We start from the raw sequence: 18119 nt of genomic DNA, 5'->3' as shown, positions 1-18119 counted from the left end.
CATTCAGATCGGGTGCGCACCACGCTCTCACGCCTGCGGCAGCAGCTCCGGCCGGATCACTGTGGCCGCCCATTCCATGAACGCCGCGACCCGGCGCGGCAGATGGCGGCGCTGGGCGTACAGAAGGGAGACCGGCATCGGCTCGGCCAGACAGTCCGGCAGGATCTCCACCAGAGTGCCGTCCGCCAGCGCGCGTCGGACGCCCAGCCGGGGGACCTGGATGATCCCCAGCCCGGCCAGCGCCGCAGCGGTATATCCGTCGCCACTGTTGACCGTTACCGCGCCGCGCATCGGCAGGCTGCGATAGCCCTCGCCATCGTGGTACTCGAAGCCGGGCGAGCGCTGGCCTAGTGTGCCCACGTAGTGCACCAGGGCATGGCCGGCCAGATCATCCAGCGTGACCGGTATACCGCGCGCGGCCAGGTACGCGGGACTGGCGCAGTTGACGATCAGCAGCCGTCCCAGCGGGCGGGCCACCAGCGTGTTGTCATCCAGCGGCCCGACCCGCAGCACACAGTCGAACCCCTCGCGGATCAGATCGACCCGGCGGTCGGTACCGCTCAGCTCGATCTCCACCCCCGGATGCTGCGCGAGGAAGCCCGGCAGCCGTGGGATCACCAGCTGCCGGGCCAGCCCACTGGACATGTCCACCCGCAGGCGGCCCTTCAACTGGCTGGTATCGACCCGGAACATGCCCTGCAGGTCGTCCATGTCATGCAGCAGATCGTGGGCGCGGGTCTGGAACTGGGCACCATCGGCGGTGAGCTGCACCCGGCGCGTGGTCCGGTGCAGCAGCTGTACGCCGACCTCCGCCTCCAGACGTTGCACCGCCAGCGATACGCTGGCCTTGGGCAGGCCGAGGCTGTCGGCCGCGCCGGTGAACGAGCCCAGTTCGGCGACCCGCAGGAAGCAGCGCAGTTGATCGAGGCGATCCATTGATTGTTCGTGATGTATGGACAGTCAAATCAGCATCTGCCGATTTATGCAGCCCTGCAACACCAATACGCTGGTCTCCCATTCCCCAGGCAGGTGCACTGACATGAGCAAGACAACACGAGTCGTTCTGATCACCGGCGGCAGCCGTGGCCTCGGCCGCAACGCCGCCCTCGCACTGGCGGCCGATGGCGCCGACATCATCCTCACCTACCGCAGCCAGGCCGAGGCCGCTCAGGAGGCGGTCGCCCGCATCAACGCGTTGGGGCGCCGTGCCGCCGCGATTCCGTTGGACATGGCCGACAGCGCCGGCTTCGGTGCCTTCGCCGGCCAGGTTCGCAGCGTGCTGGAGGGCTGGGGCGAGTCCCATCTGCAGGGGCTGCTCAACAACGCCGGCGAAGGCCTGCACGCGATGATCGCCGACACCACGGTCGCGCAGTTCGATGCACTGGTCGCCGTGCATCTGAAGGGGCCGTACTTCCTGACCCAGGCGGTGCTGCCGCTGATCGCCGACGGCGGTCGCATCCTCAACGTGTCCAGCGGGCTGGCGCGGTTCTCGCTGCCGGGCAGTTCGGCCTACGCGATGATGAAAGGTGGCATCGAAGTGTTTACCCGTTACCTGGCCAAGGAGCTGGGCGCCCGTGGCATCAGTGCCAACACCCTGGCCCCCGGCGCGATCGAGACCGACTTCGGCGGCGGCCGGGTGCGCGACGATGCGCAGGTCAACGCGATGGTGTCCTCGGTGACCGCGATGGGCCGTCCCGGCAAGCCCGATGACATCGGCCCGGTGGCGGTGGCGCTGCTGTCGCCGCAGACGGCATGGATCAATGCGCAGCGGGTGGAGGCGTCGGGCGGCATGTTCGTCTGAGGGCGCATCACCAGGATGACGCGCCGTGGCCGTGCCGGCAGCGGCGGGCCGGAAGAAGGCGCGCGCCACGACGGCGCGCGCTGCGATGGATGGGGATGGGGATGGGGATGGGGATGGGGATGGGTCTCATGGGGCGGGAAGGCGCATAGGTCCGATGGCGCGTGGCGCCTGGGGGTTTGTGAACGCGTTCATTAAAAAAGTGTGACGAATTGCCTGCTGACTGACGGGACGGCGCTGCTTTCCACGGTTGTTAGGCAAAGGGGCACTTTTTGCACTCCAGGGGGAACCACCATGAAGCAGCTGCTCATCTACGAACGTCCGATCCAGCTCAACCGCGTCGCCCATCGCCACCACCGGGTGGTGGCCACTCCGGGCGATTTCGCCTTCGCCGCCGCGCTCAACTCCGTGCCGCTGGCCTGCGTGGAATTCGCGCCGGTCGCCCGCGAATACCCGATCCTGTTCGCCGGCAACAGCGCCGACGCGGTGGTGCCGGCCGCACTGCTGGGCCTGCGTGTCGGCCAGAACCTGATGGTCGATGAGCAGGGCAGCTGGGCCGAAGGGGCCTATGTCCCGGCGTTCCTGCGCCGCTATCCCTTCGTGCTTGCCGAACGCGATGAGAAGGGCAGCGACTTCACCGTGTGCCTGGATGAGGCCTATGCGGGTATCCGCGAAGGTGGTGAGGAAGGTGCGCCGCTGTTCGATGACGAGGGCAAGGACAGCCCGCTGCTGAGCAACGCACTGCAGTTCCTGGAGGAATACCAGGTACACCTGGCGCGCACGCGTGCCTTCAGTACGGCGCTGGCCAGCCATGGGCTGCTGGTGCCGCGGCAGGTGAACGTGCAGACCGCGCTGGGCGAGGGCTTCTCGCTGGATGGCTTCTTTGTGGTCGATGAGCAGAAGCTGCGCGAATTGAAGGGCAAGGCGCTCCAGGATCTGGCGCGTTCGGGCGATCTTGGGCTGATCTACGCCCATCTGCTTTCGCTGGGCAATGTCGAGCTGCTCAGCCGCGCGCTGGACAGCCGTCCAGCCGCTGCCGCAACGCACTGATCCCTTCCCAGTAACGCCACCGAGCGGCAAGGCATGCATGCCTTGCCGCGACCCTTGCTGGCCCGCGGTTGCCCCGCCAGCCACTGCCCGGAGCCTGCCATGAACCATCGCGACCCTTCGTCCTGCCTGTCCTCCGCCGTGCGTAACGCGCAGCTGGGTCCCCATCGCCTGCGCCCTGCCGGACTGGCCGTGGCCATCGGCTCCGTGCTGGGGCTGGCGTTGCCAGGCAGCGTGATCGCCGGCGATGACGGCAGTGCGATGGTCACCGATGGTCGCACCGACACCCACGTGACGCGGCAGGGCAACGATCCGCACTGGAAGGTGACCACCGGCACAGTGAAGGGCGCGGCCGGCAATCAGGTCGCCTTCAACTCCTTCCGGCAGTTCGGCGTGGAACTCGGCCAGACCGTTGATCTTGTGCTACCCACCCAGGGTCAGCAACAGGTGCACAACCTGGTCAACCTGGTCACCGACGCGCGTGCGTACATCAACGGCAACCTCAACAGCGTGCTGGAATCGACCAATGCGGTGGGCGGCAAGGTGTTCTTCGTCGCCCCGGATGGCCTGGTGGTCGGCAACGGTGGCGTGCTCAATGTCGGCTCGCTGTCGGTGGCCACGGCCAACCGCGCCACGGCCAGCGACATCCTCGGCGCCGGAGAGAGCCTGGATGCCCTGATGTACGGCACGCTGACGCCGGGACAGCTCACCGACAAGACGGTGGAGCTGCACGGGACGGTGAACGCACGCAACGGCATCCGCGTACAGGCCAAGGCCATTGATGTCACCGGTACGCTGTACGTGCCGGCCGGCCCGCGCGATGCCAATGGCGATCTGCAGGGCATCGAGGCGGCCGTCAATACCGGCGCCTCGCAGCCGCTGGTCCTGGTCAACGAGGGCGGCCGGATTCAGCTGCGCGCGGCGGCGATCTCCGATACCGGGCTGGGCGTGCGCAGTGCCGATGCTTCGGTGACGGTGGGCGGCAACGCACGTCTGGAGGCGGACGATATCGAGTTGACCGCGCTTGCGGTCATTGATTCCGGCTACGACAAGGACGGTGCGGTATTCGACGAGATCAAGGCCGACCTCGTCAACAGCGTCACCGACTCCAGCAACCTCACGGACCTCGGCGATGCGCTGGTGAACCTGGGGGCGGACAAGCTGCTGGGGGAACAGATCTCGTTCCTGCACGGCGCCACCACGGCGCGGGTGGAAGTGAAGGACAGCGCGGCGCTGACCGCGCGCGATGACATCACGCTGCACGCCAGCACCCGGCAGGCCATCGACAATTCGGCCGCCGGAAAGACGTACGAGAAGGGCGATGTGGTGACCGATGCCAACGGCGACCCGGTGAAGGATGCCAATGGCAACCCCATTCCGAAAAAGCACCTGCTCAGCCTGGGCGCGGCATACGCGCAGATCAACGCCACCACGGAAGCCATCGTGCGCTCGGGCGCAACGCTGGTGGCGGGCGGCGATGTGGCGGTGAAGGCCGATGCCGATACGACGCTGAAGCTTGCGGCCGAATCGTTCGCGGTGAACAACACGACCGCTGCGTTCACGGCGGCGATCAGCAACGTCAACGTTGACACCCGCGCGGTGATTGAAGCCGGTGGGCCACTGCTGCAGGCCGGCAGGGTCAACGTTTCGGCGGTCAACGCAGTCTCTCTGGACACCTCCGCCACGGCGCGCGCCGACAAGAATGGCGCGGTCGGCCTGGCCGGCGCGATCAGCCTGCAGGATATCGCGGCCGAAGCACGCCTGGACCGTGATACCCGCACCACGGCGGGCGACGTCACCGTGCAGGCGGCCAGCATCACCCGCCTCAACAAGACCAGCACGCTGATTACCGGCCCGAAGAGCGAGCCGTTGCCCGGCCAGGAACAGGTGGAAGCGATCAGCAGCGGCAGCGATGGGCTGATGAGTGTGGCGCAGTCGCTGGCCGGCGCCGGCATTGGCGGCGCCATCGCCAAGCTGAGCGGCAGCGAGGACGGTGGCAGCACGCCGCCGGCGACGACCCCGACCACGGCGTCGCCCTTCCGCCTCGGCGGGGCGATCAGCGTTGTCGACGGCGACCATGCGGCCACCGCCAGCATCGGCGCGGGCACCAAGGTCGACAGCGCCGGCGCGATCGTGGTCGACAGCCAGGTAACCGATGCACAGATCGGCAACCATGCGATGAGCAATGTGCTGGCCAAGGGCAAGAGCGCGGATGGTTCAGCGTTCGCGTTGTCCGGGGCGGTCAATATCGCCAACCTCACCCATGAGGCACGGACCCTGGTGGGCAGTTCGGCCGAGCTCGCGGCGCAACGCATCGGGTTGTCGTCGGACGTACGCCTGCCGCGTGATTTCAGTGCGCTCACCGGTGCCGTCCCGGATTTCAGCAGCTTCGACGCGTTCAAGGCCTCGATCTCCGCCGCCAAGGACCTGATCACCGACCCATCGGAGCTGTTCGCCTCGTACGCGGCGGCGCGGGGCTCGGCCGAGGAAGTGGCCATCGGGGGCGCGGTCAGCTGGTTCAAGGCCACCAACAGCGCACGTACCGATGTCGCCGCTGGTGCCTCGCTGACCACCCGCGACACCAGCACCGCGGCGTGGAGCGCCGCGCTGGAGGGTGAGGACCATGCCGGCGCTGCGCGCAGCCGGACGTTTGACGCCACCACCACCGTGCGCGCCAACACCGACGTCACCGGGCTGCACGCGGCCGGTGATCTTGCCCTGAAGAACCTCAAGGACAGCAACGTCGGCAAGGGTGGAACTGCCCTGGGCGGCAGCGTCGGCTATATCGACTACCAGAACACGGCGGCGGCGATCATCCATGATGGCGTCCGCGTCGATGCCGGTGCAGGCAGCCTGGCAGTGCAGGCCGACAACAAAGAAACCGTGGTGGCGCTGGCGCTGCAGTCAGGCCAGGGCGGCAGCATCGGTGTCAGCGGAACGGCCACCGCGCTCGACCTGGACAGCACCACGCTGGCCGGTATCAGCAACCGTGCCGACATCCGTGCCGCCACGGTTGGCGTGCGTGCCGATGAAGACCTGTTCGTGTGGTCCGTGGCCGGCGCGGTTGCGATGAGCGACAGTGTGTCGGTGGGGGCCAGCGTTGCCTACCAGCAGCTGGACACCGATACCCGCGCCTTCATCGGTGCGGTGCCTGCAGCCTTCGCCACCGGCAGCAGCACGGGGCCGGTAGGCGCGGTCACCACGGGTGAGCTGGCGGTCAACGCCACCAGCGGCGGGCTGGCCGGTGCAGTGGCCGCAGCCGGCGCAGTCGCCAAGAGCTCGTCCGAGCAGCTGCAGAAGGCCCAGGATGAGCTGGCGGCGAAGCAGAATGCGGAGAATCCTGGCTTCCTGGATTCACTCAAGACCCGTGCGCTCGGCAAGGTCACGGCGCTGGAAGGCATGGCCAACAAGGCAGACAGCAACGGCAGCGCCGGGCTGACCGCGTACTTCGACAAGGCCAAGGGCCTGCTGGGCAGTGGGAATGCAGCACCGGGGCAGGGGCAGGGCGCGCAGACGCCGCAACCCAAGTTCGGCATCGCCCTGTCCGGCAGTGCGACGGTGAATCGTGCCCGGCAGAACACCAAGGCGGACATCAGCTCGGCCGTGGTCAAGGACAACAGCGGCAAGGGCCTGAAGCTGGATCTTGCCGCGACCAACCAGACGCTGCTGGTCAGCGTCAGCGGCGCGTTGTCGGTGGCCGCGGCCGGGTCGGACAACACCCAGGGCAGCGCATCGCTGGCCGGTGGCGTGGCCTATGGTGACATCCAGAACACGACCACCGCGCAGTTGCGCGACAGTACCGTGGAGGATGCCGGCACCGTCACGGTGACCGCACGCAACGAAAGCGAACAGGTCAACGTCGGGCTGAGCGTGGGCGTGAATGCCTCCTCCAACCAGAGCTCGGCCGGTGCCGGCGCGATCTCGGCGACCGTGGCGATGTCCCACAACGACACGGCCGCCAGCATCGTCGGGGGCACCATCCGCGGCATGAGCGGCGCGGCCGCCGATGTCGATGTCAAGGCCGTGAACGCCTCGAAGATCGCCAACGGGGGTGGTGCACTGTATGCGGGTGGCAAGGCCGGCCTGGGGGCGGCAGTGACGTATGCCGAAGTGGGCGACAGCACCCGCGCGTCAGTCAGTGGTGCCGACATCGAGGGCGTACAGGACGTGCGCGTGCGTGCGGCCGATGCATCGCGGATCGTGGCGGCGGCTGCCAGTGGGGGCGCGTCCACGCGCAGCGACGGCGTGGCGATCGCCGGTTCGGTGCTGGTCAACCAGATCGCCAGCCAGACCGCCGCCAGCATTGACGGCGGCAGCCGCATCACTGCCAGTGGTGACATCGAAGCCTTCGCCGGGACGGCGACGATCGACGACCTGCGTGGCACCAGCGACGGCTGCGGCTCGGGCTTTGCGGTCGATTACTGTGGCGCCGGGATCGGCCCCATCGAGGTCGACCCCAATGCCGATACCGCCAGCACTGACGATACGCGGGTAGATGCGGCGGGTCGCAACAATGCCCGCAGCTCGATCATCGCCGTTGCCGGCATGGTCCAGGTGGGTGGCAACAATGCCGGTGTGGCCTTCGCCTACAACACCATCAACAACACGCATACCGTCTCGGTCAACGATGCCACGCTCAATGCCGGGCGCATTGCGCTCACGGCCACCGACCAGTCCGACATCCTGGCAGTGAGTGCCGGTATCGGCGGCAGCACCGGCAACTTCACCGGGGTGGGCAGTGCGTCCTACAACGCCATCGGCAACACCACCTCGGTGCTGGTCGGCCGTGGCCTGGCGGACGCGCAGGGCCAGGTCCCGCGGGATGGCGCACAGCTCAACGCAGGCAGCATCCAGCTGCAGGCACGCGACGAATCCTTCATCGGCTCGTTGGCGGGGGCGGCAACGCTGGGCTCCAAGGTCGCCGTGGGTGCGGCGCTGACCATCAATGACATCGGCAACACCACGCTGGCGCTGGTCGATGATGCGCAGCTGACCGCTGGCACTGGCCGGGTCGATGTCGAGGCCGCCAATGCCGCCAGGATCCTGTCCGGTGCGGTTGCCGCAGGCGCAGCCAACAATGTCGCCATTCAAGGCTCGGTGGGCTGGAGCATGATCGACAACCATGCCGAGGCCGCATTGCGGGAAGGCAGCGTGCAGGCAGGCATCGTGCAGGTGGCCGCCAGCAACGAATCGCGTATCCACACATTGGCCGGTGCGGTCGCCGGCAGCGGCACCGCCGCCATCGGCGCGGCGATCAACGTGGCCACCATCGGCGATACCACGCTGGGCGAGGTGGATGGAACCGCGCTGGAGGTGAGTACTGCGCTGGATGTCAGTGCGGCGTCGGCCGCCACCACCAAGACACTGGCCATCGCCGGTGCGCTGGGGGGCACCGCGTCCATTGCCGGCAGCAACACCACCAACCTGATCGACACCCTCACCGAGGCCCGCCTGCGGGGTGTCACCGGGCAGGGAAGTGGCATCACCGGTGCAGTGTCCGTCAGCGCCGACACCTCGGGTGCGGCCTATTCGTTGGGGGGCGCGCTGTCGGCCGGGGGGACGGCAGGCATCGGCGCAGCCAGCAGCGTCAACGACATCGGCGGCCGTACCCGTGCCGTGGTGGACAATGCCACGCTGGGCGGCGCCAGTGCGCTGAGCATCGATGCGGCCAACCGCAGCCTGGTGCGTACCGCGGCCGTGTCCGGTGCGGGGGCGGGCACGGCCGCGGTGGCCGGCAGTGTCACCACCAACCTGATCCATTCCGATACCCAGGCCAGCCTTACTGACAGCAGCCTGCACAACGCGTTGGCCGATGTGAAGGTGAGCGCCCGTGACGAGCGCAGCATCGATTCGCTGGCGGGTGGCGCAGCGGTCGGCGGCAGCGTGGGCGTGGGCGCGGCAGTGGCCTACAACGATATCGGCGGCACTACCTCGGCGGTGGTGTCCGGTAGCGCGCTGGAGCTGGATGTCCGCAATCTACTGGTGCAGGCAGATGCGTCCGGTGCGGCCGGCGGACAGGGCAACCGCATCCGCACCGTGGCCGCTGGCCTGGGCGGCGGCGGCGCGGTCGGTGGCGCAGCCTCGGTGGCGGTCAACCGGATGAAGGGCGCCGTCTCGGCACGGATTGAAGCAGGCGCCAATGTCCTCGCACAGGACAACGTCGGCGTGCTCGCCGCGCAGGCGCAGCAGATTGACGTGTACGCCGGCAGCGTCGGCGGGGGCGTCAACGCGGGCATCGGCCTGGGGACCGTCGTCAACCTGGTGGATGGCAGCACCGAGGCGGCGATCACCGGTGCCGGAACTGCCGTGACCGCGCTGGGCCTGGGAGATGCGCTGGCAGGCGTGGACAGTGGCCGGCGCACGGCGGGCAATACCCACAGCACCCGTACCGACGCCGCCGGCATGGCCTTCGACACCGTGGACCTGGGCACCGGCCATATCGACGTGCATGGCATCGCGGTCAATGCGGCCACGCGCCAGCAGGTCAGGACCATCGGCGTCAGTGGCGCGCTGGGTACCACCCCGATCGCCAGTGGTGCGGTGGCGGTGATGGCGGCCGTCAACGACATCGCCGGCAGTACCACCGCGATCATCAAGGACGCACGGATCAACCAGCATGGGCTGGGCACCAGCAGCGACCCCGACCAGGACAGCGCAGGTCTCGCCGCAGCGGAGCAGAGCGTGGATGTGCGCGCCAGCCATCACGTGGCCTCGGCCAATTATGTGGCCGGCATCGCTGCCAGCGCGGGCGTCTTCTCGGGGGCGGGCGCGCTCTCGACCAACCTGTTCGACAGCCATGCCAGCGCCAGCATCGAGGGCGCCACCCTGTCGGCCGCCGACGCGGTGACCGTGGAGGCCAATGCAAGCCAGAACGCGCTGGCGATCGTGGTCGGCGCGGCCGCAGGCCTGACCGGCGGCGCCGCCACCGGCGTGGTCAACAGTTTCACCACCGATACCCGCGCAAGCGTGCTGGGCGGCACCCTGCGGGCGGGCTCCCTGGCGGTCAACGCCAACAGCGACAACGCCGCCTCGCTGGTGGGCGGCGCAGGCGCCGTCGGGGGTGGCGCGGCGGTGGCCGGCACCGCGCTGGTCAACATGGGCACCGCAACCACGCTGGCGCAGGTGGGCGAACGTGGGCGCGCGACCAACATTTTCGTGTCACGCGACCTCGACGTGAACGCGCGCAGCCGCTCCGATTTCAACGGCGTGGCGGTGAGCGGCGCGGGTGCCGGCGCCGCCGGCATCGCCGGCATGGCACAGGTGCACCTGCTGCAGAACGACACCCGTGCGCTGGTCACCCAGGCCTCGGTGGATGCCACCGATATGGCGGTGGTGGCCGAGGATATTCTGCGGCTGTCCGCGTACTCCGGTGCGGTGGGCGTGGGCATCGCCGGCAGCGGTGTAGGTGCGGGCGCCTCGGTGGCCATTCTTGGCAGCACCGTCAAGGCCACCGTGGAAGACAGCACGCTGTCGACCACGGGCAGCATCGATGTGAATGCCGTCTCCGATCGTGCGGTGGACATGGTCACCGTGACGGCTGGCGTGGGCGCCACCACCGGCATCGGCGGCGCTGCCGGGCTGCTGCTGGCCGGCATTGGCGACCGCGGTGACAGTGATACGGAACTGGGTGGCACCTTTGCCAGCCTGAAGCAGCTGGGCAATGGCCAGAAGATCGACGCCGCCGCGCTGGACGGCACCCTGGGGGGGCAGGGCGCGGGCGCGCTGAACAGCCGCGCCCAGGTGGACATCGGCAGTCTGCAGGGTCGTGGGGACCTGGTGAGCGCCAGCATCCGTGGCGGCAGCGTGCAGGCACGCGCGCTTGAGGTGAGCGCGCAGACCCTGATGAGCAGCCGCAACACGGTCGGTGGCCTCGGCGCCGGTGGCCTCGGGGTGGGCGGCGCATTCGGCATGACCGGCCTGTATGGCAGAACCGAGGCAGTGCTGGCGGCGAACACCACGCGGGCCGGTTCCATCGCGGTGCTCGCCAACGCCGGCGACGGCAGCGCAGGCAAGGCCGCAGGTCTGGACGTCTATGCCGGCGGTGCCGGCCTGGTGGGCGCCGGTGCGGCCATCGGCTTGGCGCGCCTGGAACAGACGGTATCGGCCACGGTGGCCGGTGACCTGCAGGCAGGCAGCCAGGGCCAGGGTCTTGCGGTCCGTGCCAGCGATGCCAGCACGCTGGATGTGACAGCCACCGGCATGGCGGCCGGTGCACTCGCGGCCGGTGCGGTCGTTGCAACCGCGGCACGCAACGCCAACGTCCAGGCGTGGTTGCACAACGACAGTACCTTGGCCGGCTTTGGCAACGTGACCTTCGCCGCCAGCTCGCTGGGCGGCGCGCATGCGGGCGCGTGGGGTGCGGCCGGTGGCGTGTTGGCCGGCGTCAGCGCCGCCGTCGCACTGGCCGACGATGGCTCCGACGTGCGCGCCTGGCTGGGCGAGCGGACACGCGTATCCGGGGTGGGCGGCAGCATTGAGGTGCATGCCGAGGCCACCCCGCAGGTCTCGGCCGAGGCCTTCGGTGCTGCACTGGCCGGCGGGCTGGCGGTCGGTGCGGCGGTCGCTGATGCCACCTCCCGTGCCAAGGTGGACGCCCATGTAGGCAATGGTGTGGTGCTGTCCAACCGCGGTGGGCTGGATGTCCTGGCCAGCGTCCACGGCGGGAGCGTGGATGCACGCGCGGTCGCCGGTTCCGGTGGCCTGTATCTGGCCGGCGCCGGCGCCTTCGCCACCGCTGCCAGTACCAACGCGGTGCAGGCAGCGCTTGGGTCCAACGTGGTGGTGCAGGGTGAGGCCTATTCCATCAACAACATCACCGACTACGCGCGCGGCGGCACGATCGCGATGCGCGCAGTCAACAACAGCAATCAGCATGCCGATGCCACCGGGTTGAGCGTGGCGGGGCTGCTGGCCGCTGGCGTCGTCGATGCCAACGCGCGTTCCGCGGCGACCACCGGCGTCACCGTGGGGGCCGGGAGCCTGCTGTACGCAGGCAACACCACGCTCGCCGCCAGCGGCAAGGACGAGAATCGCGCCAACGCCACGGCGGGCACCGGCGGGCTCATTGCGGGCAACGCGGCGCTGGCAGCGACGCACACCGGCAGCACCACGCAATTGTCCATCGGCCGCAACGCCGTGCTGGATGTCAGTCGCCTTGACGCCCGGGCGCTGCACGACAGCCACTACGCGGGCAGCGCGAACAGCACCAGCGCAGGCGTCCTCAACGCCAGTGGCGCCAACGTGAGCAACCGTGCGGACGCGACCGTCGGGCTGCTGGTGGACGAGGATGCCCAGATTGTCTCGGCCGGATCGCTGGTGCTGCGCACCGACAACAACTACACCGGCACGCTGGGCAGCGAGCTTGCCGCCAGCGCGGCCGGCGGCGGTGTCCTCAGTGGCAGTGCCGCACAGGTGGTCACCCGGCTGGATGGCAGCAGCACCATCGATATCGGCAAGGGCGCCCTGCTGCGTGCCGGTGTCGCACCGACGCCGGGCGATGGTGGCGCGCTGGACATCGTGGCAAACACCCGTGCGAACACCGATGACCGGGCGGGGCTGACCACCGGCGGGGCGATCAATGCCGCCGTGGTCAAAGCCCGCACCAATGCGGTGCTCGGCAACCGCGTGAACATCGGCGATGATGCGCGCCTGCAGAGCAGCTACATGCTCAACGTCGGCACCTACGCCGCGACCGACATCGGCGCCACCGCGCTGGTGAACACCTGGGGTGTGCTGGCCGCGGTCGGCATCTCCGACGCGGACGTGGCGCTGGCAATGGACCAGCAGGTCAATGTCGGCCGCGGCGCGAAGCTGGAATCGCTGCACAACGCTTTCGTCTCCGCTGGCCAGGACGGCATGAATGGCTGGACCTCACGCCTGGCCGCCAATGCGGTCTCGCAGGGGTACAGCCGCGGGCTGATCGCGGTGCCGGATTCCTCGGCGTCCTCCACGGTGGACAGCAACGCGAGCACCGCTCTGGCCGCGGGCAGTGAGCTGCTCAGCGGCGCATTCGTGTCGCTCGGTGCCTACGGTGAAAATGTCTTCCGCAACGCCGATGGCGCCGCCACCGGCTACCAGTTGGGGTTCATTCCCGTCACCGTGCGCGACAGCCGCAGTGGTGGCAGCACCCGCGGTGATGTGCTGATCGATGGCCGCGTCGTTGCCGGGCGCTACAACGTGCTGGATATCCTGATCGATGCCAATGGCAAGCTGACCAGCAGCGGCGCGGGCGGCGATGTGCTGCCGTTCGATACCCAGCGCGAGCTCAGCAGCGCGCTGAAGGCGCGACTGAACGCGTCGGGCATCCACGATTTCGATGCCATCGCCGGCAACGCGCTCTACACGCACACCATCGGCGACCTGTATGCGGCCGGCGGCGATGTGATCCTGTATGGCCGCAACATCCGCGGTGGCGGCTCGGTCACCGCCAAGGGCGCGCCGAAGATCACCATCACCAACCGCAGTACCGACAACCTGCTGCTGGCCGGGGACATCCTGGTACCGGAGTACAGCGGCGGCAACGTGCTGTTCACCGGCAACAGCAACCAGGCCTTGGGCATCGGCGTCAGCCAGAACCCGGGCCAGAGCAATGCGCTGGTGAGCATCCGCAACGAGGCGACCACCGGCACCGCTGCGATCGGTGCGGGCGGGCTGATCTCGGTCACGGGCGGCGAGCTGGACATGTACAACGCGCTCGGCAACATCCAGAGCTGGGGCGAGCAGCTCGCCGAAAGCGTGACGATCAATGCGCCCAACGGTGAGGTCGGCTACAACCGGGGCTCGGAAAACTGGTACGGCAGTGTGGTGAGCGCGCTGTGGGCACGCCACAGCGTGGCATCTGGCATCACCAATGCCGACGATGCCGCGGCGTACATCGCCAACGCGAAGTACGGCGCAGCGGCCGCCGCCGCTGGCATGAGCTTGACCGACTATCTGCTGTATGGCACCGGTAACGACGTCAACAACCCCAGCATCCTGGTGTTTGGTGCATGCCGCTATCGCATCGGCGACAAGGACTGCACCGCTTCAGCGCTGGGTGGGCAGTATTACGACGGTGGCGTGGTATCGCGGTACAGCCACAAGGACACCAATTACCTGCCAAAGGTGAATGCCCGGAATCTGCGCACCCTTCTCACCACGCAGCCCGACGACGTCAGCAACGCCAGCCTTGGCCAGGTGCCCAGCACGGGCAGCGGTGTGAACGCCGGCAGTGGCATCAAGATCACGGCCAACTACATCGACGTCAATGTCGCGCTGAAGGCCGGCCGGCCGGTGGATTACTCGGCAATCCTGGTCGAAAGCAGCGCGTTGCGCGCCTGGATCGACGGCAAGGACAACCAGGCCAGCAAGGGCATCTTCGATGTGCCTGCCATGTTCGTGGCGAAATCCGGCGCAGGTTCTTCCCGCATCGCCCTGAAATACGATTCGCTCAACCGCCAGTTCATCGTGCCGGACATTTCGGCCAACGGTGGCGGTTCGATCTACCTCGATGGCCGCATCGTCAGCACATCCACCGCCGGCTCGCTCAATGTGGTCAGTGGCAAGGGCTCGGTGGTCATCAACAATGGCCTGGCCGATGTGGGCCTGCAGCTTGGCAACATCCTGGTCGGCAACGGGGCGCCCGGGCAGATCACCATCCGCGACCGTGAGCTCAATACCGCGTCGTGGTATCTGCGCGACGGCAACGGCAACGTGAAGGGCTATCAGGGCGGAGTGAATGCCCTGAACTGGGATGCCCCCGGAGTATCGGCCCTCAGCAACACGACCGCGTATGACCCGCGCGCCGGCATGTTTGCGAGTTGGACACAGACGGCCCGCATCGCGCGCAACATCCAGTCCGACAACGGCGTGCTTACTGCTGAGAACTGGCGCTGGGTGGACAGGGACAACAACACCGTCTTCAACGGCCAGCAGTGGGAAACGTCCAGCGTCACGTACGGCAACAAGGCAGGCGGCGTGGCGGTGTTCGAGTCACAGTTGACCGGCGACTTCGGCAGCAACCTCAATTCGCGCGTCAACTACCGCTGCGAAAAGAAGAACGAAAGTGGCTGCCGCTACAACTACGGCTTCCCCGGCAGTAATGAGTTCGATGACGGCGGCACGTGGCGCACGAGCTGGTACCAGCGCGCCCCGCGCAGTGGCACGCTGGTCGTCACCAACACGGCCAAGGCCGACAACCGGATCGGCATCAGCTTCAGCGCCAACGATGCAGGCCTGCTCGACGTCGACTCCGGCCAGACCATCCGTATCAATGGTGTTCTGAAGAACACCGATGGCCGGACCTTCCTGACCAGCGAGAACGGGAGCATCGTCAGCGCATCGCGTGACGCCAGGATCATCACGAACCAGCTTACCCTCGACGCGGCCGGCAGCATCGGCAGCATTGTCGGCGCACAGGCCGGCGAAGCCGCCAACCCGCTGGATGTCCAGATGGTGTCTTACACCAATGCCAACGGCGCTACCGTGGCTGCCGGCAACCTGGTGGCCCGTGCGGGCGGTGACATTGCACTGGACGTGGATTCGGCAGCCAAGGTGCTGATCAGCGCCGGCAGTGGCACCGGCCGTGGCGATGTGTGGCTGCGCGCCAAGTACGACATCGAAGGTGCGGCCACCGGCAATGCTGCGTCGATCATCGGTGCCGACATCACCCTGGACAGCGTCTACGGCGCCATCGGCTCGCTCTCCCGGCCCCTGGTGGTCGATGCCGGCGAGCGTACCCGCAGCGACGGCGCGCTGGAGGGTGGGCTCATCTCGGCGCGGGCGACCGGTGACATCGCGCTGCGCGACCTCGGCGGCGACTTCTGGGTACAGCGCATCGAGTCGCTGGCCGGTGACGTGCTGATCGAGGCCCCCTCGGGCTCGATCTACAGCGGTGCCCAGCGCGCCTCGTCCAGCTTCCTCAACGAAGCACAGCTGGCCAGCCTGCGCGACAACCTCAAGCTGTTCCAGGGCGGCGGCCAGCAGTCGATCGTCAGCTACCAGAGCCAGGTCGACGCCAGCTACGCCGAGTACTTCCAGCTCCACGCGCTGGGCAGTGTCGTCGATGGGCGCTACCTGGCCGGTGGCACTGCCATCAACCTGTTCCGCTCCATGGCAGAAGCCGCGCGGGGCGGCAGCCTGGACGATGCAGGGGTAAGTGACTACCTCGCCGAGCGCTTCAACCGTCTGGGGACGGTGTTCACCGACGCCTTCGGCAGCGGCTGGCAGCAGGAAGCGATCTTCGCGTCCTTCAACGCGGGGTACCGCTATGAGCTGGCTGCCAGCGGTGGCGACAGCGCGATGGTCGCGGCACGCAAGGCGGCACTTCTTGATGGCATGACGGCTGACTCTCAGTGGAGCCAGGACCAGCTGCGCTACGTGTTCAACGCCAATGCGCTGGAACCCTCCACCGGTTCAGCCCTGAATGCCGAACCGGTGATCATCGGGCGCAATGTCAGCCTGCATGCCCGCGATGACCTGGGCCGCCTGGACAAGGAATACACGGTCAGCCTGGCCGACGTGAACAGCGGCAACCTCAGTGCCGAGGCGATGCTGGCCATGCGGCTTGCGACCACGCCGGGCGATGTGCAGATGCTCGACGCGGCCGGCAATGTGCTCACGCCCGATCAGGTGCGCGGCGGTGCCGTGGTGGTCTCGCTGCGCATCCGCAGCACGGCTCCGGTGGTGCTGGCAGCCACGGGCGGGATCGAGGCCGATGTGGGGGGCGATGCCTACCTGCATGGCAGCACGTCACTGGCGCTGAACAGCTTCGACGCCGGTGGCGATGTACGTATCGGCAGTGACGGCGATATCACCGATACCGGTGGCAGTGCGGCCGGTGCGACTCTGAGGGTCGGCAAGGACCTCAGCCTGAGCGCCCTGCGCAGCATCATGGGCCACGATGGTCAGCCGCTGCGTGTGCAGATCAACGGCCGCCTGCTGCTGGCCAACGCCGGTGAACACGTGCGCTTGGCCCAGCAGAACGGGAACCTGCGTATCGGCCTGGTGAGGGCGAACCAGGACGTCGTACTGGACGTCGGCGGCGGCAGCCTGCTGTCGTACCTGAAGGGCGTGAGCACGCTGACCGGGCGCGACATCCAGCTCGCCGTGCGCGACGACATCCGCGACGAGGACGGCGGTTCGCTGGCCTTGCGCATCGTTGCCGGCGGTCGGCTGGATGGCGCGGCAGGGGGCGAGGTGCGTCTTTCCAGCGACGTGGATATGCCGATCGGCACGCTTACCGCAGGGGGCGACCTGCAGCTTTTGAGCACGGCGGGCAAGCTGAGCGCAGTGCGTTTGCAGGCCGGTGGCGATCTGGGCGCCACCGGGTACAACGGTGCCGACCTGGGTTCGGTGCAGGCGGCGGGCGACGCGATTGTCAGCGCCCCGATGGGGGATGTCCGCATCGGCAACCTGCGCGCTGCCTCCGCCAATGTCGCCGCCGGTGGCGGCCTGCAGTTGGGGGACGCCGCCATTGACCAGGTCCTGCAGCTGCTCTCGCTGCAGGCCACATCGCTGGCGGCAGGCGCGCAGGTCAGCGCCGGCGACAGCGTGCAGATCGACGCGGGCGGCTTCGCGATGGGCGCCGGAAGCCAGTTGAGTGCTGGCCGGGTGGTCGCGGTGCGTTCCAGCGCGGATATCAGCGTGGGCCAGATGGCCGTGACCGGTACCGCGGCCACCGGCAACGTGATGCTCGAGGCGGACGGTCGTATCCACTCCAATGGGGATGCCGCGGTCAATATCGGTGGCGGCAGTCACGTGCTGGCCAGCCTGCAGGCGGGCGACGGAATCGGCAGTGACGCGCAGGCCCTCACGGTCGATGTCGGCCGGCTTGTCGTGGCACGCAGCGATCACGGTGACATCCACCTGCGCCTCCCCAACGGGGGTGCTGTGGGTGACGTGGTTGCCGCATCGGGTGCGCTGTTGCTGCACAGTGACGCGCACCTGCAGGCGGATCTGCTGGATGCGGCAACCGATGTCCGGCTGGCGACGGCCTCCGCCGACATCGGTTACCTGGAGGCTGGCGCGGATGCCGTCGTGACCAGCGCCGGCGGACTTACCCTGGGCCAAGGCAGGATCGGTGGCGATGCGCAGCTTCGCAGTACCGGGGCGATGGGCATTGGTGAACTGCAGGCGCAGGGCGCAATAAACGCGGCTAGCGGTGCTGCGCTGGTAGCGCAGACGCTGTCTTCCGGCGCGGCGATGCAGTTGGAGGCGTCGGGTGCGATGGATGTGCAGCAGCTGCGCAGCGGGGGCGATCTGGCCGCCACGGCAGGTGGGCTGCTCGCCATCGGCG

General features: G+C 68.2%; 4 protein-coding genes. 3 read left to right on the top strand and 1 reads right to left on the bottom strand.

All coding sequences use genetic code 11. The annotated features are described in order from the left end of the window. Positions 1-27 precede the first annotated feature (27 nt). Positions 28-936 (bottom strand): LysR family transcriptional regulator, encoded by a 909-nt coding sequence (locus BCL79_RS02060; protein ID WP_121036944.1) that lies wholly within the window; start codon positions 934-936, stop codon positions 28-30. A gap of 103 nt (positions 937-1039) precedes the next feature. Here BCL79_RS02060 and BCL79_RS02055 point away from each other — a divergent pair, with 103 nt between their 5' ends. The 3 genes from BCL79_RS02055 to BCL79_RS02040 all read left to right on the top strand — a co-directional run. After that, positions 1040-1801 (top strand): SDR family NAD(P)-dependent oxidoreductase, encoded by a 762-nt coding sequence (locus BCL79_RS02055; RefSeq protein WP_121036943.1) that lies wholly within the window; start codon positions 1040-1042, stop codon positions 1799-1801. A 291-nt stretch (positions 1802-2092) separates the two neighbouring features. Beyond that, positions 2093-2848, top strand: coding sequence for a SapC family protein (locus tag BCL79_RS02045; protein ID WP_121036942.1), 756 nt, complete (start codon positions 2093-2095; stop codon positions 2846-2848). 99 nt (positions 2849-2947) lie between these two features. Then, positions 2948-18119: leukotoxin LktA family filamentous adhesin (locus tag BCL79_RS02040; protein ID WP_183073639.1), on the top strand; the 15172-nt coding region annotated here is incomplete at its 3' end.

It is taken from the genome of Stenotrophomonas rhizophila, from assembly GCF_003651185.1.
GTDB classification, from domain to species: domain Bacteria; phylum Pseudomonadota; class Gammaproteobacteria; order Xanthomonadales; family Xanthomonadaceae; genus Stenotrophomonas; species Stenotrophomonas maltophilia_Z.
Note: the sequence above shows the minus strand (reverse complement) of the source record. Positions and strands in the feature narration are given on the sequence as shown.